Annotated in this window: 18 protein-coding genes; 6 read left to right on the top strand and 12 right to left on the bottom strand. The window is 71.6% G+C overall.

Annotated elements, in window-relative coordinates; all coding sequences use genetic code 11:
- Positions 1 to 104 precede the first annotated feature (104 nt).
- Positions 105 to 680 (top strand): VanZ family protein, encoded by a 576-nt coding sequence (locus AB0K92_RS02080; protein WP_365918475.1) that lies wholly within the window; start codon positions 105 to 107, stop codon positions 678 to 680.
- A gap of 71 nt (positions 681 to 751) precedes the next feature.
- Entirely contained in the window at positions 752 to 964 is a 213-nt protein-coding gene (locus AB0K92_RS02075; protein WP_365918473.1) for a PspC domain-containing protein, read from the top strand.
- 79 nt (positions 965 to 1043) lie between these two features.
- Here the strand turns inward: AB0K92_RS02075 and AB0K92_RS02070 are convergent, their stop codons facing one another.
- Both AB0K92_RS02070 and AB0K92_RS02065 read right to left on the bottom strand, forming a co-directional pair.
- Positions 1044 to 1400 carry an ATP-binding protein gene (locus tag AB0K92_RS02070; protein WP_365918471.1) on the bottom strand — a complete coding sequence of 119 codons (357 nt, stop codon included), beginning with the start codon at positions 1398 to 1400 and terminating at the stop codon, positions 1044 to 1046.
- 160 nt (positions 1401 to 1560) lie between these two features.
- Positions 1561 to 2724 carry an adenosine deaminase gene (locus AB0K92_RS02065; RefSeq protein WP_365918469.1) on the bottom strand — a complete coding sequence of 388 codons (1164 nt, stop codon included), beginning with the start codon at positions 2722 to 2724 and terminating at the stop codon, positions 1561 to 1563.
- A 113-nt stretch (positions 2725 to 2837) separates the two neighbouring features.
- Between AB0K92_RS02065 and AB0K92_RS02060 the strand changes: the two genes are divergently transcribed.
- Positions 2838 to 3602, top strand: coding sequence for an alpha/beta hydrolase (locus AB0K92_RS02060; RefSeq protein ID WP_365918467.1), 765 nt, complete (start codon positions 2838 to 2840; stop codon positions 3600 to 3602).
- Positions 3603 to 3683: 81 nt separating this feature from the next.
- On the opposite strand, the gene AB0K92_RS02055 is transcribed toward AB0K92_RS02060, so the two are convergent.
- Entirely contained in the window at positions 3684 to 4634 is a 951-nt protein-coding gene (locus AB0K92_RS02055; RefSeq protein ID WP_365918465.1) for a LysR substrate-binding domain-containing protein, read from the bottom strand.
- A 63-nt stretch (positions 4635 to 4697) separates the two neighbouring features.
- Here AB0K92_RS02055 and AB0K92_RS02050 point away from each other — a divergent pair, with 63 nt between their 5' ends.
- Together AB0K92_RS02050 and AB0K92_RS02045 are read left to right on the top strand one after the other, a co-directional pair.
- A complete protein-coding gene (locus AB0K92_RS02050; protein WP_365918463.1) occupies positions 4698 to 5969 on the top strand; it encodes an MFS transporter in 1272 nt (423 codons plus the stop codon).
- A 214-nt stretch (positions 5970 to 6183) separates the two neighbouring features.
- Positions 6184 to 7197 carry a sigma-70 family RNA polymerase sigma factor gene (locus tag AB0K92_RS02045; RefSeq protein WP_365918461.1) on the top strand — a complete coding sequence of 338 codons (1014 nt, stop codon included), beginning with the start codon at positions 6184 to 6186 and terminating at the stop codon, positions 7195 to 7197.
- On the opposite strand, the gene AB0K92_RS02040 is transcribed toward AB0K92_RS02045, so the two are convergent.
- Entirely contained in the window at positions 7081 to 7467 is a 387-nt protein-coding gene (locus tag AB0K92_RS02040; protein ID WP_365918459.1) for an STAS domain-containing protein, read from the bottom strand. The two genes, AB0K92_RS02045 and AB0K92_RS02040, sit on opposite strands and share 117 nt — an antisense overlap.
- Before the next feature lie 137 nt (positions 7468 to 7604).
- Between AB0K92_RS02040 and AB0K92_RS02035 the strand changes: the two genes are divergently transcribed.
- On the top strand, positions 7605 to 8525 hold the full coding sequence (locus AB0K92_RS02035) for an AEC family transporter (RefSeq protein ID WP_365918457.1): 921 nt from the start codon (positions 7605 to 7607) through the stop codon (positions 8523 to 8525).
- A 7-nt stretch (positions 8526 to 8532) separates the two neighbouring features.
- Here the strand turns inward: AB0K92_RS02035 and AB0K92_RS02030 are convergent, their stop codons facing one another.
- The 8 genes from AB0K92_RS02030 to AB0K92_RS01995 all read right to left on the bottom strand — a co-directional run bounded on the left by AB0K92_RS02030 (position 8533) and on the right by AB0K92_RS01995 (position 17527).
- Positions 8533 to 9117: a Uma2 family endonuclease gene (locus tag AB0K92_RS02030; RefSeq protein WP_365918455.1), complete on the bottom strand. Its 585-nt coding sequence runs from the start codon at positions 9115 to 9117 to the stop codon at positions 8533 to 8535.
- Between the two features lie 95 nt (positions 9118 to 9212).
- On the bottom strand, positions 9213 to 10490 hold the full coding sequence (locus AB0K92_RS02025; protein ID WP_365918453.1) for a thymidine phosphorylase: 1278 nt from the start codon (positions 10488 to 10490) through the stop codon (positions 9213 to 9215).
- A 91-nt stretch (positions 10491 to 10581) separates the two neighbouring features.
- Positions 10582 to 10971 carry a cytidine deaminase gene (locus tag AB0K92_RS02020; protein WP_365918451.1) on the bottom strand — a complete coding sequence of 130 codons (390 nt, stop codon included), beginning with the start codon at positions 10969 to 10971 and terminating at the stop codon, positions 10582 to 10584.
- Positions 10968 to 12233, bottom strand: coding sequence for an ABC transporter permease (locus tag AB0K92_RS02015; RefSeq protein WP_365918449.1), 1266 nt, complete (start codon positions 12231 to 12233; stop codon positions 10968 to 10970). Before AB0K92_RS02015 ends, AB0K92_RS02020 begins: the two co-directional genes overlap by 4 nt.
- The gene (locus AB0K92_RS02010; protein ID WP_166001847.1) at positions 12230 to 13351 is read right to left on the bottom strand and encodes an ABC transporter permease; all 1122 of its coding nucleotides are present in this window, start codon (positions 13349 to 13351) and stop codon (positions 12230 to 12232) included. Before AB0K92_RS02010 ends, AB0K92_RS02015 begins: the two co-directional genes overlap by 4 nt.
- Positions 13351 to 14973 (bottom strand): ABC transporter ATP-binding protein, encoded by a 1623-nt coding sequence (locus AB0K92_RS02005; RefSeq protein ID WP_365918763.1) that lies wholly within the window; start codon positions 14971 to 14973, stop codon positions 13351 to 13353. Before AB0K92_RS02005 ends, AB0K92_RS02010 begins: the two co-directional genes overlap by 1 nt.
- A gap of 162 nt (positions 14974 to 15135) precedes the next feature.
- Positions 15136 to 16182, bottom strand: coding sequence for a BMP family ABC transporter substrate-binding protein (locus AB0K92_RS02000; protein WP_365918446.1), 1047 nt, complete (start codon positions 16180 to 16182; stop codon positions 15136 to 15138).
- Positions 16183 to 16477: 295 nt separating this feature from the next.
- Positions 16478 to 17527: a BMP family ABC transporter substrate-binding protein gene (locus tag AB0K92_RS01995; RefSeq protein ID WP_365918444.1), complete on the bottom strand. Its 1050-nt coding sequence runs from the start codon at positions 17525 to 17527 to the stop codon at positions 16478 to 16480.
- Positions 17528 to 18163 lie beyond the last annotated feature (636 nt).

Raw genomic sequence — 18163 nt, 5'->3', positions numbered from 1 at the left:
GCCGGGCGGCCGGGCGTCACGGTCCGCGGGTGTGGTGGACGCCTCATCGCGGCCGGGCGGGGGAACGCGGAACCGATCCCGGCGCGGGCCGCGTCTAGGGGGGCGTGCAGCGTCAAGGCTCCAGGGGCGGCAGCGCCGCGATCCGCATCCGGGTGACAGGGGGTGTCCTCCTCGTCGCGCACCTCGCGCTCGTCGCCTGGCTGACGCTGCGTCCGCTGGACCTGCCCTGGGTGATGCCCGGCAATCTGCGTCCGCTGGACGGCATCCGGGCCGATCTGGCGCTGGGCTGGCCGCAGGCGGCCCGGCGGATCGGGGAGGGGCTGGCGCTGCTGGCGCCGCTCGGGGTGCTGCTGCCGATGGCGGGCGGGCGGCTGACCGCCTCCCCGCTGGTCTCCTTCGTCCGGACCACCGCCGCCGGGGTGCTGATCTCGCTGGCCATCGAGCTGGCGCAGAGCGGTGTGCCGGGGCGGGTCGTGGACGTGGACTCGCTGCTGCTGAACACCACGGGCGTGGCGCTCGCGCACCTGCTGGTGGTGCCGGCCGGGCGGGCGTGGCTGCGGCGCCGGGCGGGACACCGGCCGCAGGCTTCCCCGGAGGGGCCGTCTCAGGGGCGGACCCCGACGATTCCCAGGGTCGGGATCGCCCCGTGGAGTGATGCTTTGCCCCCTTCGTCTCCGTAACGTGGAGGGCAGATGAGGGGGCCGGACGGGCCGCCTCGCCCGACGCTCCCCGCGAGCACGAAGGAGTCGCCATGTCCCGCCTTGCCCGCCCCACCAGCGGCCGGATGATCGGCGGAGTGTGCGCAGCGCTGGCACGGCGCTTCGGCACCTCCGCGAGGACGATGCGGGTGATCTTCGTGGTCTCCTGCCTGCTGCCGGGGCCCCAGTTCCTGCTCTATCTCGCGCTGTGGATCCTGCTGCCCTCGGAGGGCAAGGCCGGCGGCGCGACGCGTACGGCCTGGTGATCCGGCCGGCGCGGACACAGCGACGGGGCGCACCCCGGGGAGGCCGGAGGTGCGCCCCGTCGGGGCGTGCGGGAGGCGGTCAGCCCACCGGGACGCCGTTCACCGGCAGGCCGTGCGTGGGCAGCCCCTGCACCGGCAGTCCGCCGAGCAGGTGGGCGGCGGGACCGGTCGGGCCCTCGGCGAGCAGCTGCTCGGCGGCGGGCTGCGCGGCCCGCCCGCCCGCCTCCAGCACGGTCTGCCCCTGGGCCAGCGCGCCGCTCGCGCCCGGCACGGTCCGGTCGACGTTCTCCGCCGGGAGGGTGCGGTTGGCGATGTCCAGGACCGTGCCGGTGGTGTCCGCGAGGCTCGGGGCGGCGTTGGCGGCACCCGCACCGGCGGCGGCGAAGGCGACGCCGAGGGCGGCGACACCGAGGGTCTTGGCAGCAGACTGCTTCATGGTGAATTGCGTCCTTGACTGACTCGAAAGAAATCGGGATGACGGTGGGTTGTGAGAGGCGTCCAGAAACGTAAACACGCGGGCCCGCCCACCGCAAACATCGAAATGCGGACGGATGGTGAAAGCCTCTTCGCCGCCCTGGTCTCCCGATCGCCCGGAATCAGGTCTGCGGAGGGGTGGAACCGCTGGTGGACGCCGTCTGCTGAAACAGCCATTCGGATTTCAGCCCGGCATATCCGGGTTTGATGACGTCATTGATCATGGCCAGTCGTTCATCGAAAGGAATGAACGCTGATTTCATCGCATTGACGGAGAACCACTGCAGGTCGTCGAGCGTGTAACCGAAAGCCTCGACAAGATGCTCGAATTCCCGGCTCATGCTCGTGCCGGACATCAGCCGGTTGTCGGTGTTGACCGTGACCCGGAAGTGCAGGCGGCGCAGCAGGCCGATGGGATGCTCGGCGTAGGAGCGGGCGGCGCCGGTCTGGAGGTTGGAGCTGGGGCACAGCTCCAGCGGGATCCGCTTGTCGCGGACGTAGGAGGCGAGCCGGCCGAGGCGGACGGTGCCGTCCTCGGCCGGCTCGATGTCGTCGACGATGCGCACCCCGTGGCCGAGCCGGTCGGCGCCGCACCACTGGAGCGCCTGCCAGATGGACGGCAGCCCGAAGGCCTCGCCGGCGTGGATGGTGAAGTGGTTGTTCTCCCGCTTCAGGTACTCGAAGGCGTCGAGGTGGCGGGTGGGCGGGTGGCCGGCCTCGGCGCCCGCGATGTCGAAGCCGACGACGCCCTCGTCGCGGTGGCGGTTGGCGAGCTCGGCGATCTCCAGGGAGCGGGCGGCGTGCCGCATGGCGGTGAGCAGCGCGCCCACGCGGATGCGCCGGCCGGCCTCCCCGGCCCGCCGCTCGCCCTCGCGGAAGCCCTCGTTCACGGCTTCGACGACCTCTTCGAGGCCGAGCCCGCCGTCGAGGTGCTGTTCGGGGGCGTAGCGGACCTCGGCGTAGACGACGCCGTCCGCGGCGAGGTCCTCGACGCACTCGGCGGCGACCCGGAACAGCGCGTCGCGGCTCTGCATGACGCCGACGGTGTGCGAGAAGGTCTCCAGGTACCGCTCCAGCGAGCCGGAGTCGGCGGCCTCGCGGAACCAGAGGCCGAGTTTGCCGGGGTCGGTCTCCGGGAGGTGGGCGTATCCGGCCTCGCGGGCCAGGTCGACGACCGTGGAGGGGCGCAGGCCGCCGTCGAGGTGGTCGTGGAGCAGAACCTTGGGTGCCCGGCGGATCTGGTCCGGGCTCGGGGTGGTCCCCGTCCGTTCAGTCTGGCTCGTCATTCGCGCACCATAACGCCTACGCGCGTAGAGCGCGTTCCGCACCTCCGCGTCGATACGCAAAGGTGACCGCACGGACGGATGGCGTACCCGGCGTCTTCTGACACTGTTCTGTCATGGCACAGCAAGCGACGGCGGTTCGCAGGGCCCGGCTGGGGCGGGCGTTCGGTCCGGAGCCGACCGCGGTGAGCGGTGTGGTACTGCTGCTCCCCGGCGGCGAGGAGACCTCCGACCGCAGACCGTCCGCCCTCCGGGCGGCCGCGTCCGTACGGGCGCTGGGGCGGCGGCTGACCCGGGCGGGCGGCGGCGACGGCCTCGCCGTCCACGTCGTGCACTACCGCTATCGCGGCTGGAACGGCGGCGACGCGCGGCTGGCGAGCGACGCGACCTGGGCCGTGGACGAGATCGTCCGGCGGTACGGGGACGTGCCGGTGTGTCTCACCGGCGTCGACATGGGCGCGCGGGCGGCGCTGCGCGCGGGCGGGCACGAGGCGGTCAACTCGGTGGTGGCGATCGCTCCCTGGCTGCCGGAGGACGATGTCGCGGCGCCACCCGAACCGGTGAAACAGCTCGCGGGGCGGCGGGTGCTGATGGTGCACGGCACGAACGACGAGCGGACCGATCCGGAGCTGTCGTTCCGGCTGGCGGCGCGGGTGAAGAAGGTGAACCGGGAGGTGTGCCGGTTCGAAGTGCACTCCGACCGGCACCGGTTGCGGCAGCACCGTGAGGAAGTGGGGGCGCTGGTCGAGGACTTCGTGATGGGCGCGATGTTCGGGCGGCCGTTGTCGCGGCCGGTGGAGGACGCGCTGGCGGCTCCGCCGCCGCTCGGGCTGCGGATGCCGCTCGCTTCCGGGTTCGGGAAGTCACTGCGGCGCCGTTGAGGGTGCCCGCCGTCCCGCGGGTGCGGGTGGGGGGTGGTTTCTCGCGCGGTTCCCCGCGCCCCCGAGGAAGGACGGCCGCCGTCAGTTCAAGAGGTTGCCCTTCCTCGACAACAGGAACTTCTTGAAGGCCGCGACCGGAGGGGTGTCCACGCTGCCCGCCATCCAGGCGACGCCGATCTCCCGTACGGCCCTGGGGGCCGTGACCGTCAGCTCCGCCACGCCGGGGCGGGGGACGGCGGGCGGGGGCAGCAGGGCGACGCCCAGGCCCGCGGCGACCAGGCCCCGCAGGGTCTCGGCCTCCTCGCCCTCGAAGGCGACCTTCGGGCGGAAGCCGGCCTCCGCGCACAGGGCGTCGGTGATGCGGCGCAGCCCGTAGCCGGGCTCCAGGGTGACGAAGGACTCGTCTGCGGCCTCGGCGAGGCGGACGCGTCGGCGGGTGGCCAGACGGTGGTCGGCGGGGACGACGAGGCGGAGCTTCTGTTCGTCCAGGCGGCGCGCGACCAGGTCGGGGGCGTCGGGGACGGGCGAGGTCAGGCAGAGGTCGAGTTCGCCGGCGCGCATGCGCTCGATCATGGCCTCGCCGTAGTTCTGCACGAGGGCGAAGCGCACGCGCGGGTGGTCGGCGCGGAAGGCGCGGATGAGGCCGGGCACGGTCTCGGTGCCCATGGTGTGCAGGAAGCCGAACGCGACCTTGCCGGTGGTCGGGTCGGCGTCGGCGCGGACCTCCTCGGCGGCGCGCTCGATCTCCGCGAGGGCGCGCTCGACGGAGGTGAGGAAGGTGCGGCCGGCGGGGGTGAGGGCGACGGTCCGGCCACGGCGGGCGAACAGCTCGACGCCGAGGTCCTGTTCGAGCCGGACCATGGCCCGCGAGAGCGTCGACTGCGGGACGTTCATCTCCCGCGCGGCGCGGGTGACGTGCTCGGTGCGGGCGACGCCCGCGAAGTACGCGAGGCGTGGGGCGAGCGTCATCGCCATGTCTTCTGTGTCACCGGACTGTGACAGGTGCCCCTGTGACCTCTGCTGATGCGCCATGGGAACGATTATGGCGAATCCATGCATTGGACGGATGAGCGTGGGGGTCCGTACGTTCGAAGCATGTCTCCCGCCAGTACCGGGGCGTCCACCACCGTGGGCGCCGCATCGACCGTTCCCGACTCACGTATGGCCCCGGGCGGGCCCGGCTACCGCCGGATGAGCTTCGCCCTCTTCCTCGCGGGCGTGGCGACCTTCGCGCTGCTGTACTCCACCCAGGCCCTGCTGCCGCTGATCTCCGGTGACTTCGGGGTGAGCGCGAGCGAGGCGAGCTGGACCGTGGCGGCCGCCACCGGCGGGCTCGCCCTCTTCGTCATCCCGATGAGCGCGCTGTCCGAGCGCTTCGGACGCCGTACGGTCATGACCGCGTCCCTGGCGGTGGCAGTGACCGTCGCGCTGCTGGTGCCGTTCGCGTCCTCGCTGACCGCGCTGGTCGTGCTGCGCGCGGTGCAGGGCGCGGCGCTGGCCGGGGTGCCGGCGTCGGCGACGGCGTACCTGGCGGAGGAGGTCCGGCCCCGGGCGCTGATCACCGCGATCGGTCTGTTCGTGGCGGGCAACAGCGTCGGCGGGATGAGCGGCCGGGTCATCACCGGCTGGGTCGCCCAGGAATGGGGCTGGCGGGTCGCGCTCGGCGCGCTGGGCCTGGTCGCGGTGGGCTGCGCGGCCGCCTTCCGGCTGCTGCTGCCGGCCCCGCGGCACTTCACGCGGGGCTCGCTGCGCCCGCGGGTGCTGGCCCGCACGGTCCGCGACCACCTCGCGAACCCGCTGCTGCGCCGGCTGTACGCGATCGGCGCGCTGTTCATGACCGTCTTCGGCGGGGTCTACACGGTGATCGGCTACCGGCTGACGGACGCGCCGTTCTCGCTGCCGCAGGGCGTCGTCGGCTCGGTCTTCCTGGTGTACCTGGTCGGCACGGTGTCGGCGTCGGCGGCGGGGCGGCTGGTCGGCCGGCTCGGGCGGCGCGGCGCGCTCTACCTGGGCGGCTCCACCACCGCGGCGGGCCTGCTGCTGTCGCTGGCGGACTCGCTGCCGCTGGTGCTGCTGGGCCTGGTGCTGATCACGGCGGGCTTCTTCGCGGGCCACGCGGTGGCGTCCTCGGCGGTCAGCAAGACCGCGACGCACGGGCGGGCGCAGGCCTCGGCGCTGTACCAGTCGGCGTACTACGTCGGCTCCAGCGCGGGCAGCACGGCGGGCGCGGTGGCCTTCCACGCGGGCGGCTGGGCCGGGACGGTAGGGGTCGGGCTGCTGGCGGTGGCCGGGGTCGTCGGCATCACCGTGCTCGGCTCGCTGGCGGCGGCGCGCGGCCGGTCCCAGGTGGTCACCCGGACCGCCTGACCGGGCCTGGGCGCCACCATCCGCCGGCCACGGCGGCAGCGGCCCGCCCGGACCACTCGCTGACGGGGCGGTCCTCGGCGGGCGGCCGCCCCCGGAAACCCCTCCACCTGCGGCTTTTCCCGCTCCGGGGGCCGTTGTCAGTGGGCTGCGGTAGCTTCCGAAGTGCTGGGGCGCGAAGGCGCGGCACGGAACGGCCACATGGGGTGGGTGGACGATGGGCGACACCACGGCGACGACGGACCTCGACGTCGAACTGGAGAAATACCGCGTCGAACTGACCGGCTACTGCTACCGCATGCTCGGCTCCTCCTTCGAGGCCGAGGACGCGGTCCAGGACACCATGGTCCGCGCCTGGCGCAGCCACGAGAAGTTCGAAGGCCGCTCCAGCCTCCGCTCCTGGCTCTACCGGATCGCGACCAACGTCTGTCTGGACATGCTGACGGCGGGCAACAAGCGGGCCCGGCCGATGGACCTGACCGAGGCGACCCCGCTCGCCCGGGCGGCCCTCTCCCCCCGCCCGGACCACACCTGGCTGGAGCCGATGCCGGACGCGCGGGTGCTGCCGGCCACCGCGGACCCGGCGGAGGCGGCGGTCGCCAAGGAGTCGGTGCGGCTCGCGTTCATGGCGGCGCTCCAGCGGCTGCCGGCCAAGCAGCGGGCGGTGCTGATCCTGCGCGAGGTGCTGGCGTGGAAGGCGAGCGAGGTCGCCGAGCTGCTCGGAACCTCGGTCGCCTCCGTGAACAGCGCCCTGCAGCGGGCCCGCGCGACGCTCGCCGAGCGCGCCGAGCCGGGCGCCGACGCGGCCGTCGCCGACCCGCTGGACGAGGAGCAGAAGAAGCTCCTGGAGCGCTATGTGGCGGCCTTCGAGGGCTATGACATGACGGCGCTGACGGCGTTGCTGCACGAGGACGCCGTGATGACGATGCCGCCGTTCGACCTGTGGCTGCGCGGTCCGGGGGACATCACCGGCTTCATGACCACCCTCGGCTCCGCCTGCGCGGGCTCGCGGCTGCGGCCCGTCGAGGTGAACGGCCTGCCGGGCTTCGCGCACTACAAGCCGGACCCGGAGGGCGGCGGCTTCGTCCCGTGGGCGGTGCAGGTGCTGGAGATATCAGACGGCCGGATCACCGGATTCCATTTCTTCCTGGACACCAAGCGGTGGTTCCCGCTGTTCGGGCTGCCCCTCCACCTCGAAGCGGAGACCGACCAGGTCGAGAAGGGCGGGTAGCGCGGGGTCCGGGTCCCGCAGCCGGATGTGCCCGCCGGCGCGCCGGGCCGCCAGCTGGAGCCGGGCGAGCAGATCGACCACGGCGAGCCCGGGTGGTCCGAGCCCGCCGATGTCGCACACCACGACCGACGCCCCGCCGCCCTCCAGCAGGGCGCGCACGTCCTCGCACAGGCCCCTCACCTCGTCCCGGGTGACGGGTCCGGCCAGCACGAGTACCGCGGGTGTCATGGCGTCCACGTGCGGTAGACCGGGCGGGCGGGCGGAACTCATCGTGACGCGTCGCCGCGTGGGGTCGTCGGCGTCACATTGACCGGGGCGGGCACGGTGGCCAAGGTTGCGTGCATGCCCCATCGATCATCCTCGCGCCGCCCCGGCCGTCCGCCGCTCCGCCGCACCGAGGGGGCGCCGTGCAGGGGGTGCTGAGCGGGTTCGCGGTGATCGCGGTGGTGATCGTCGTGGGCTACGCGATAGGCCGGCGCGGCTACCTCGGCGAACAGGGCCGGGAGGTGCTGACCAAGCTCGCCTTCCACGTGGCGTCCCCCGCGCTGCTGTTCACCACGCTCGCGGGGGCGGACCTGTCGGTGGTGTTCTCCAACCGGCTGCTCGTGACCGCGCTCAGCACGGCGGCGATGGCGGCGGCGTTCGTGGCGGTGGGGGTCGTACGCCACTGGGGGGTGGGGCGTACGACGATCGGCGCGCTGTGCGCCGGATACGTCAACTCCGGCAACCTCGGCATCCCGATCGCGGTGTACGTCCTCGGCGACGCCTCACTGGTGGCGCCCGTGCTGCTGTTCCAGCTCGTCGGGGTGACGCCGGTCGCGGTGACGATCCTGGACCTGGCGTCGGGCGGGGCGAAGCGGCCCCTGTGGCAGCGGCTGCTGACTCCGCTGCGCAATCCGATCGCGGTGGGCTCGCTGGCGGGGGTCGCGGTGTCGGCGGCGGGCGTCTCGGTGCCCGGGCCGGTCATGGACCCACTGACCCTGATCGGCAACATGTCCGTCCCGGCGGTGCTGCTCGCCTTCGGCATCTCCCTGCGGGGCAGCACGCTGCCGCTGCGGGGCGGGGAGAGGGGGCCGGTGCTGCTGGCCGTGGGACTCAAGACCCTGGCCATGCCGGTGGTCGCCTGGGCACTGGCGGCGGGCGTCTTCGGCCTGCGGGGAGCGGCCCTGCTGGACGTGGTGGTGACCTCGGCCCTGCCCGCCGCGCAGAACCTGTACACGTACGCGAGCACCTACCGGGTGGGCGAGGTGCTGGCCCGCGAGGCGATCCTGCTGTCGACGGTGGTGTCGGTGCCGGGGTTGGTGGTGGTGGCGGCGGTGTTGGGGTGAGGCCGGGTCAGTCGGTGGGGAACTCCCCAGTGTCGAGGGTCAGGCCGAACGGCTCGGGCAGCTTGATCGGGTCGCCGAACTTCACCGCGCTCAGGACCCGGTAGACGTCACCCTTCGGCTCACCGTAGAGCGTCACGGTGGGGCCGCCGGGGGCCCAGCGGTCGACGAGGAGGTACAGCGGGATGCCGGCCATCGCGTAGGCGGCGGGCTTGCTGACGCGGTCGTGCCGGGCGTTGGACTGGGAGGTGACTTCGACGACGAGCTCAGCGAGGGCGGCTGACATGTGGGAGTCAGCTTCCTCGAATGCCCGCACCGGTGCCACCAGCAGATCCGGGATGAATAGGCCCATCCGCGACGGCACAGCGACAGCCTGGGTCTGGGACATCTCCAAGTGCTCGGGAAGCACGGAGTAGAGGCGACGCTGAATGCGGGCCGCGATCAAATTGTGGCGGGACGCGGGAGCAGGTGTCACGGTGACGATCCCCTCGATGATCTCCACCTTGCTGCCCTCAGGCCATTCCGCCTCCTCCCAGAACTGGACGAGGTCGTCCCAGCCCTGCCCGGGGTCGTGGCTGACGGTGAGTGCGCTCATGGCGGTCTCCTATCGGTGCGTCGCCGATCCAAGCATGCCGAACGGGACCGGTGGTGGTCCACCGATCCCGTTCACCCGGATGAGGAAACCGCAGGTCAGGCGATACGTTCCAGCACCACCGGGGACGGGGTGAAGTCCGTGCCGGGGGCGGCGATGTCGTAGGAGCCCCGGACCGCCTCCAGGGCGTACTCGAAGCGCTCGGGGGTGTCCGTGTGGAGGGTCAGGAGGGGCTGGCCCTCGGTGACCGTGTCGCCCGGCTTGGCGTGCATCTCGACGCCCGCCGCCGCCTGCACCGGGTCCTCCTTGCGGGCGCGGCCCGCGCCGAGGCGCCAGGCGGCGATGCCGATGTCGTAGGCGTCGAGGCGGGTGAGGACGCCAGAGGACGGGGCCTTGATCACGTGCTGTTCGCGGGAGGTGGGCAGCGGGGCGTCCGGGTCGCCGCCCTGGGCCGCGATCATGCGGCGCCAGACGTCCATCGCCGAGCCGTCGGCCAGGGCCTTCGCGGGGTCCGCGTCCTTCACGCCCGCCGCGTCGAGCATCTCGCGGGCCAGGGCGATGGTCAGTTCGACCACGTCGGCGGGGCCGCCGCCGGCCAGGACCTCGACCGACTCGCGGACCTCCAGGGCGTTGCCGGCCGTGAGGCCGAGCGGGGTCGACATGTCGGTCAGCAGCGCGACCGTCTTCACGCCGTGGTCCGTGCCCAGGCCCACCATCGTGGAGGCCAGCTCGCGCGCGTCCTCGATGGCCTTCATGAAGGCGCCGGAGCCGACCTTCACGTCCAGGACCAGGGAGCCCGTGCCCTCGGCGATCTTCTTCGACATGATCGAGGAGGCGATGAGCGGGATCGCCTCGACCGTGCCGGTGACGTCGCGCAGCGCGTACAGCTTCTTGTCGGCGGGGGCGAGGCCGTCGCCCGCCGCGCAGATCACCGCGCCGGTGCTGTCCAGGACGTGCAGCATCTCCTCGTTGGAGAGCAGCGCGCGCCAGCCGGGGATCGACTCCAGCTTGTCGAGGGTGCCGCCGGTGTGGCCGAGACCGCGGCCCGAGAGCTGCGGGACGGCCGCGCCGCAGGCCGCGACCAGGGGGGCCAGCGGCAGGGTGATCTTGTCGCCGACGCCGCCCGTGGAGTGCTTGTCGGCGGTCGGGCGGGACAGGGACGAGAAGTCCATGCGCTCGCCGGACGCGATCATCGCGGCGGTCCAGCGGGCGATCTCCCGGCGGTTCATGCCGTTGAGCAGGATCGCCATGGCGAGCGCGGACATCTGCTCGTCGGCGACCTCCCCGCGGGTGTACGCGTCGATGACCCAGTCGATCTGCTCGTCGCTGAGTTCACCGCGGTCCCGCTTGGTGCGGATGACGGAGATGACGTCCATGCCTGGCTTTCCTTCCGATGGTCCGGGACGTGTCCGGGAAGTGCGCGGCCCCTCTGATCGGGTGTCGGGTCAGAGGGGCCGCGGCGGGGAGTTACTTGGTGAGATGGTCCGGGCCGAAGGCCTGGGGCAGCATCTGGGAGAGGCGGAGGATTCCCTCCGGCGTCTCCAGCAGGAGGTCGGGGCCGCCGAACTCGTACAGCAGCTGCCGGCACCGGCCGCACGGGACGAGGATGTCGCCGTTGCCGTCGACGCAGGTGAAGTGGGTCAGCCGGCCGCCGCCGGTGCGCTGCAGCTCGGAGACCAGGCCGCACTCGGCGCACAGGCCGAGGCCGTAGGAGGCGTTCTCCACGTTGCAGCCGGAGACCGTGCGGCCGTCGTCGACGAGGGCGGCGACGCCGACCGGGTAGCCCGAGTAGGGGGCGTAGGCGTGGGACATGGCCTCCCGCGCCACCTCCCGCAGGGCGTCCCAGTCGACGGTCACTTGCCCTGCCCCTTCCGGTACGGCAGTCCGTCCGCCTTCGGCATCCGCAGGCGCTGCGCCGACAGGGCGAGGACGACCAGCGTGATGACGTACGGCGTGGCGGAGACGACCTGGTTGGGGACCTCGTTGGTGCCGGCGTACCAGGCGAAGACGAGGGCGCCGACCACCAGCGTGATCACGGCGTGCACGTACTTCTTGCGGACCGCCAGCCAGATCGCGCCGACGAGCAGCAGGATCGCGCCGAGCAGCAGCAGGGCGTGGACGTTCTCGGAGCCGCCGCGCAGGTTGAGGCTGTCGGTGTAGCCGAACAGTCCGGCGCCGAGGGCGAGGCCGCCCGGCATCCAGTTGCCGAAGATCATCGCCGCGAGGCCGATGAAGCCGCGGCCGGAGACCTGGCCCTCCAGGTAGAAGGGGTTGGCCACGATGGACAGGAAGGCGCCGCCGAGGCCGGCCAGGCCGCCGGAGATGATCACGGCGAGGTACTTGTACTTGTAGACGTTCACGCCGAGGGACTCGGCCGCGACCGGGTTCTCGCCGCAGGAGCGCAGCCGCAGGCCGAACGCGGTCCGCCACAGGATCCACCAGGTGGCGGGGACCAGGGCGACGGCGATCAGGGTCAGCCAGGACACGTTGGTGACCAGGCCGCCGAGCAGGCCGGCGATGTCGGAGATCAGGAACCAGCCCTTGTCGTTGAGGTCCCTGAGGGCGTCGGACAGGCCCGGCACGGTGAAGTGGCCGAGCGGCTCGACCGCCGGGGACTGCTTGGCGGAGCCGCCCTGGTGGCCGACGAAGGCGAGCGGGGCCAGGTAGCGGGTGGCGCCGAGGGCGAGGATGTTGATCGCCACACCGGAGACGATGTGGTTGACGTTGAAGGTGACGGTGACGAAGGCGTGCAGCAGGCCGCCGAGGCAGCCGCCGATGATGCCGGCGAGGACACCGGTCCACGGGCCCCACTGGAAGCCCGCCCAGGCACCGAACCAGGTGCCGAGGATCATCATGCCCTCGAGGCCGATGTTGACGACGCCCGCGCGCTCGGCCCACAGGCCGCCGAGGCCGGCCAGGCCGATCGGCACGGCGAGCTGGAGCGCGGTGGACATCTGGCTGACGTTGGTGATGCCGTCGGCGCCGGTGATGATGCGCACCAGCGAGGTCAGCGCCAGGGCTCCGGCGATGACCAGCAGCAGCACGGGCCACGACATCCGGCGGCCGGCCGGCGCCGTGGGCTGGAGGGTGGGCTGGTTGACGTCGGTCGCGGTGGTCATCGGCCTGCCGCCTCCTTCGTGTTGTTGTCGGCGCCGAGGACGTGACCGGCGGCCAGCTCCGCGCCGACCCGGCGCTGCTGGCGGCGCAGGCCCCACTCGCGGACGGCCTCGTAGGAGACGACGACCGAGAGGACGATCAGGCCCTGCATGATGACCGCGATCTCCTTGTCGTAGCCGTGGAAGTCCAGCTCGGGCGAGGCCTTGTCGAGCCAGGCCCACAGCAGGGCGGCGAAGGCGATGCCGACGGGGCTGTTGCGGCCGAGCAGGGCGATGCCGATGCCGAGGAAGCCGATGCCGGTGGGGAAGTTCAGGCTGTAGGTGTGGGTGTCGCCCATCAGGATGGGCAGGCCCGCGAGGCCGGCGATGGCGCCGGAGATGAGCATCGCGGTGAGGACCATGCGCTTGGGGTCGACGCCGCTGGCCGCGGCCGCGGTCTCGGAGGCGCCGGAGGCGCGCAGGTCGAATCCGAAGCGGGTGCGGTTGAGGACGACCCAGTAGCCGATGCCGAGCAGCACGGCGAGGACGACCAGGCCGTAGATCTCGCCGGACTTGCCCAGGTCGATGCCGGGGATCCAGCCGGAGGAGTGCATCTCGCCGGTGGTGTTGTTGTTGCCGACCTTGACGCCGAAGACGTCCGGCAGCCACAGGTAGGCGATGACGGAGGTGGCGATCGCGTTGAGCATGATCGTCGCGACGACCTCGCTGACGCCCCGGGTGACCTTCAGGACACCGGCGATACCGGACCAGAAGGCGCCGGTGAGCAGCGCGGTCAGCAGCAGCAGCGGCACCTGGAGGGCGGCCGGCAGGTTGGCGTGGGCGCCGACGATGGCGGCCATCATGGCGGCGAGCTGGTACTGGCCGTCGACGCCGATGTTGAACAGGTTCATCCGGAAGCCGATGGCCACCGCGAGGGCCGCGATGTAGTACAGCGTGGCCTGGTTGAGGATCCGGACCTGGATGTCGGAGAACGTGGCCTGCTCGAACATCACGGCGAACGGCTCGACCGGGTTCTTGCCGGAGGCGATCAGCACGATGGCACTGAGCGCGAAGGCCACGGCGAGCGCGATGACCGGCCCGGCCACCGCGAGGAGCACGCGCTCCTTGTCGAACTTCTTCATCAGCGGGCCTCGTCTTCCGGAGACTCGTCGGACGTGCGAAGGCCGGGAGTCTCGGGGGTCTCTTCGTGTTCCAGGTGGCCGGTGGCGGCGCCGGTCATCGCCGAGCCCAGCTCCTCGGGGGTGATGGTGGCCGGGTCGGCGTCCGCGACGAGCTTGCCGTTGTAGATCACCCGGAGGGTGTCGGACAGGCCGATCAGCTCGTCGAGGTCGGCGGAGATCAGCAGCACGGCCAGGCCTTCGCGGCGGGCCTCGCGGATGTGGTCCCAGATGGCGGCCTGCGCGCCGACGTCCACACCGCGGGTGGGGTGGGCGGCGATCAGGAACTTGGGGTGGTGGCTCATCTCGCGGCCGACGATCAGCTTCTGCTGGTTGCCGCCGGAGAGGGAGGCCGCGGTGACGTCGATGCCGGGGGTGCGGACGTCGTACTCCGTCACGATGCGGCGGGTGTCGTCCTGGGCCGCCTTCGGGTCCAGCCAGACGCCCTTGGCGTTGGGCCGCTCGGTGACGTGGCCGAGGATGCGGTTCTCCCAGAGGGGGGCCTCCAGGAGCAGTCCGTGGCGGTGGCGGTCCTCGGGGATGTAGCCGATGCCCTGCTCGCGGCGCTTGCGGGTGGCCCAGGCGGTGATCTCCTCACCCTCCAGGGTGATGGTGCCGGAGTCGGCGTGCCGCAGGCCGATCAGGGCGTCGACCAGCTCGGTCTGGCCGTTGCCCTCGACGCCGGCGATGCCCAGGACCTCGCCCGCGTGGATGGTGAAGGAGATGTCGTCGAGGATCGCCTTGCCGCCGGGGGCCGCGAGGCGCAGCTTGTCGACGGTGAGCACCGGGCGGTCGGTGACCGTGGACTCGGCGGTCTCGGGCGTGGGCAGCTCGCTGCCGACCATCATCTCGGCGAGCTGGCGCGGGGTGATCTCGGAGGGGACGGCCGTGCCGACGGTCGTGCCGCGGCGGATGACGGTGATGTCGTCGGCGACCGAGAGGACCTCGCCCAGCTTGTGGGAGATGAAGATGACCGACAGGCCCTCGGCCTTCAGCTCGCGCAGGTTGGCGAAGAGCGCGTCGACCTCCTGCGGCACGAGCACGGCGGTCGGCTCGTCCAGGATCAGCGTGCGGGCGCCGCGGTAGAGGACCTTGAGGATCTCCACGCGCTGGCGGGCGGCGACACCCAGCTCCTCGACCAGCAGGTCGGGCTGGACGTCGAGGCCGTAGCGCTCGGAGATCTCCTTGATCTTGCGCCGGGCCTTGCCGCCGATGCCGTACAGCTTCTCGCTGCCCAGCACCACGTTCTCCAGCACGGTCAGGTTGTCGGCCAGCATGAAGTGCTGGTGGACCATGCCGATGCCGCGGGCGATGGCGTCGGCCGGGGACGAGAAGGAGACCTGCTCGCCGTCGATCGCGATGGTGCCCTCGTCCGGCTTCTGCATGCCGTAGAGGATCTTCATCAGGGTCGACTTGCCGGCGCCGTTCTCGCCGACGAGGGCGTGGACGGTGCCCTTGCGGACGGTGAGGTGGATGTCGTGGTTGGCCACGACACCGGGGAATCGCTTGGTGATCCCGGCGAGTTCGACGGCGGTCGCCTGACCGTTGACCGCCGCTCCGGCCGGAGGGCTGCTGGACGCGTTGATGGCGCACTCTCCTGGGGACGGGGGTCGTCTACGCGCGTAGCGCCCCTACGGCATACAAGGGGACCGGCGCACCGCGACAACGGGGTACGGGGAGCAGGTCCCCGTACCCCGTCGAGCGGGCGCGACCCCGTGGTTACACGCTGCTCAGGGTGTAGCGGATGATCAGCTGCTCTTGACCTTGATCTCGCCGCTGACGATCTTCTCCTTGGCGGTCTCGACGGCTTCCTGGACCTCGGCGTCACCGGCGAACTTCGGGTTGGAGTTCGACAGGCTCACCTCGCCGGACTTCAGATCGCCACGAACGATACCGGTCTGCGGCTTGCCGTCCTCGACCGACTTCGCCAGGTTGTAGACCGCCTTGGCGACGTCCTTCATCGCCGAGGTGAGGATCGAGTCCTTGTACTTGGCGAGGGCTTCCTGCTTGTACTGGTCGGAGTCGACGCCGATCGCCCACACCTTGTTGGCGGCGGCGGCCTCGATCACGCCCTGGCCGGACAGACCGGCGGCCGCGTAGACGACGTCGGCCTTCTTCTCGATCTGGCCCTCGGCGGCCGTCTTGCCCTTGTCCGGGCTGGAGAAGCCACCCTCCTCGGCCGTCTGGGTCAGGTACTGGGAGAGGACCTTGACCTTCGGGTCGGTGTCCTTGACGCCCTGCTCGAAGCCCGCCTGGAACTTGTGGATCAGCGGGATGTCCACACCGCCGACGAAGCCCACGACCTTGGACTTGGTGGACTTGGCGGCGGCGACGCCGGCCAGGTACGAGGCCTCCTCCTCGGAGAAGACCAGGTCGGCGACGTTCTTCGCCTGGACCGTGGAGTCGTCCACGATGCCGAAGGTGGTGTCCGGGTACTTCTCGGCGGCGCCCTTGACGGCGGCGGCGTACGCGTAGCCGACACCCACGACCGGGTTGTAGCCCTGCTTGGCCAGGGACTCCAGGCGCTGCTGCTTGTCGGCGTCCGTCTCGCCCTCGGTGGGCTCGATGTCGGCCGTCTCGTACTTGAACTCCTTCTTCGCCTGCTCCAGGCCCGCGTACGCGGCGTCGTTGAAGGACTGGTCGCCCTTGCCGCCGACGTCGTACGCGATGGCGAGGCCCTTGTCGCTGTCGGAGGACGAGCTGCTCTCGGTGGAGGTGCCGCCACAGGCGGACAGGGCGAGGGCGAGGGAGGCGGTCGCTGCGCCTGCGACCGCGATGCGGGAAACCCGGCGCATGGTGTGGTGCTCCTGTCGTACAACGCGCCGCGAGAGGTTCAGCATCGGCGCTGGCTTCGCCGCAGATTAACGCGCGTAGACCTGCCTGAAAACCCCTTCTGTCCACCTTGTTATCCGCCCGTGGCCAACGCCACGGAAGCCGCGGGCCGAGGCTTGCCGACCGCAAACAAGGGGTGGCGGTGGGTGACCTGGGGGGAACGGGAAAGCGGGCGGGCGCGTGAGGCGCCCACCCGCTTAGAGCCGGTACGACCGGATTCGCCCGTTCAGGTGGGCGGTACGGCCGTGACGCGTGCCGTTACTCGGTCCTGACCTTGATCTGGCCGCCGGTGATGCCTTCCTTGGCCTTCTCCACGGCGTCCTTCAGGCCCGGGATCTCGGCGTACTGCGGGTTGCTCTCGGACAGGCCGACGCCGTTCACCTTCAGGTCGAAGGTCTGGGTGCCGGTCAGCGGCTTGCCGTCCTCGACGGACTTGGCGAGGGCGTAGACCGCGCCGCCGACGTCCTTCAGGGCGGAGGTGAGGATGGAGTCCTTGTACGCCGCGAGGGCTTCCTGCCGGTACTGGTCGGAGTCGACGCCGATCGCCCAGACCTTGGCCTTGGCGGCGGCCTCGATGACGCCCTGGCCGGAGAGGCCGGCCGCCTGGTAGACGACGTCCGCCTTCTTCTCGATCTGGCCCTCGGCGGCGGCCTTGCCCTTGTCCGGGCTGGAGAAGCCACCCTCCTCGGCGGTCTGGGTCAGGTACTGGGAGATGACCTTGACCTTGCCGCCGCTGGTGTCCTCGACGCCCTGCTTGTAGCCGGCCTCGAACTTGTGGATCAGCGGGATGTCCACACCGCCGACGAAACCGACGGTGTTCGTCTTGGTGGCCTTCGCGGCGGCGACGCCCGCGAGGTAGGAGGCCTGCTCCTCGGCGAAGACCAGGGAGGTGACGTTGTCCCCCTCGACGACGGAGTCGACGATGCCGAAGGTGGTGTCGGGGTAGTCCTTCGCCACGGCCTCCATCGCGGGGCCGTACGCGAAGCCGACGCCGATCACCGGGTTGTAGCCCTGCTTGGCGAGGGACGCCAGGCGCTGCTCCTTGTCGGCGTCCGTCTCGCCCTCGGTGGGCTCGATGTCGGCGGTCTTGTACTTGAACTCGTCCTTGGCCTTGGTCAGGCCGGCGAAGGCGGCGTCGTTGAACGACTGGTCGCCCTTTCCGCCGATGTCGTACGCGATGGCGAGGCCGAGGTTCTCCTTCTCGCCGTCGCCGCCGCCTTCGCCGCTGGTGCCGCCGCAGGCGGTGGCGGCGAGGGCGAGGGACGCGACGCCCACCGCGACGCGGGTCAGTTTGGATATCCGACGCATCTGAAGTTCCCCATTCTCCAAAGCCCCGCAGTGGGTGCTCGGTTCGGCGCACATTAACGCGCGTAGACACTCCAGGGAACGGGGTTCCTTGTGGCCGTTATCCATTCGTGCCGGTGGTCGTTACGTGCAGGTGAACCACGTGCTCGAAAGGTGCGCTCGGGCACTTCCAGGCTGCAACGGCGCTGCGCTGGGCACAAGCGGGGTGGGGTGGGTGGGGTGCGGTGCGTCTCGCCTCGGCTGCGCCATCGCCCCACGTGTTTCCCACCCGCACCACCCGTGCGGCAATCGTCGCCGGGTGCGGGTGGCCCCCGTGGGGCGCCTCCGCCGTTGGCGTCCGCGGCTCCGGGGGGACGGTTGGGGGCTGGGCCCCCAGCCAGCCGGTCACATCAGCAGCCGGGCGCTCGAGACCTGATCACCAGCCCGCGAAGGGCACCCGACCCGGACCGACCGGCGAGCCACCCGCCAACGAGGGCGACCACCGGGCCGCCGCTCCCACACCGACACACCCCGCACGCCTGGCACAGAAAGCCGCCACGTCGAGGGCACCCCACCGGGGCCACCCGCACCCGGCCACGCACCCCGCACGGGCGGTGCGGATGGGAAACACGGCGGCCGATGGCGCAGCCGAGGCCGCAC

Source organism: Streptomyces sp. NPDC052687 (assembly GCF_040678395.1).
Lineage (GTDB): Bacteria > Actinomycetota > Actinomycetes > Streptomycetales > Streptomycetaceae > Streptomyces.
Note: the sequence above shows the minus strand (reverse complement) of the source record. Positions and strands in the feature narration are given on the sequence as shown.

Excerpts from the sequence above, each read along its gene's own strand:
- AB0K92_RS02060 (WP_365918467.1), top strand. The coding sequence starts at position 2,838 with ATGGCACAGCAAGCGACGGCGGTTCGCAGGGCCCGGCTGGGGCGGGCG.
- AB0K92_RS02050 (WP_365918463.1), top strand. The coding sequence starts at position 4,698 with ATGTCTCCCGCCAGTACCGGGGCGTCCACCACCGTGGGCGCCGCATCG.
- AB0K92_RS02065 (WP_365918469.1), bottom strand. The coding sequence starts at position 2,724 with ATGACGAGCCAGACTGAACGGACGGGGACCACCCCGAGCCCGGACCAG.
- AB0K92_RS02015 (WP_365918449.1), bottom strand. The coding sequence starts at position 12,233 with ATGACCACCGCGACCGACGTCAACCAGCCCACCCTCCAGCCCACGGCG.
- AB0K92_RS02000 (WP_365918446.1), bottom strand. The coding sequence starts at position 16,182 with ATGCGCCGGGTTTCCCGCATCGCGGTCGCAGGCGCAGCGACCGCCTCC.
- AB0K92_RS02055 (WP_365918465.1), bottom strand. The coding sequence starts at position 4,634 with ATGGCGCATCAGCAGAGGTCACAGGGGCACCTGTCACAGTCCGGTGAC.
- AB0K92_RS02045 (WP_365918461.1), top strand. The coding sequence starts at position 6,184 with ATGGGCGACACCACGGCGACGACGGACCTCGACGTCGAACTGGAGAAA.
- AB0K92_RS02025 (WP_365918453.1), bottom strand. The coding sequence starts at position 10,490 with ATGGACGTCATCTCCGTCATCCGCACCAAGCGGGACCGCGGTGAACTC.
- AB0K92_RS01995 (WP_365918444.1), bottom strand. The coding sequence starts at position 17,527 with ATGCGTCGGATATCCAAACTGACCCGCGTCGCGGTGGGCGTCGCGTCC.
- AB0K92_RS02040 (WP_365918459.1), bottom strand. The coding sequence starts at position 7,467 with ATGAGTTCCGCCCGCCCGCCCGGTCTACCGCACGTGGACGCCATGACA.
- AB0K92_RS02075 (WP_365918473.1), top strand. The coding sequence starts at position 752 with ATGTCCCGCCTTGCCCGCCCCACCAGCGGCCGGATGATCGGCGGAGTG.
- AB0K92_RS02030 (WP_365918455.1), bottom strand. The coding sequence starts at position 9,117 with ATGAGCGCACTCACCGTCAGCCACGACCCCGGGCAGGGCTGGGACGAC.
- AB0K92_RS02070 (WP_365918471.1), bottom strand. The coding sequence starts at position 1,400 with ATGAAGCAGTCTGCTGCCAAGACCCTCGGTGTCGCCGCCCTCGGCGTC.
- AB0K92_RS02010 (WP_166001847.1), bottom strand. The coding sequence starts at position 13,351 with ATGAAGAAGTTCGACAAGGAGCGCGTGCTCCTCGCGGTGGCCGGGCCG.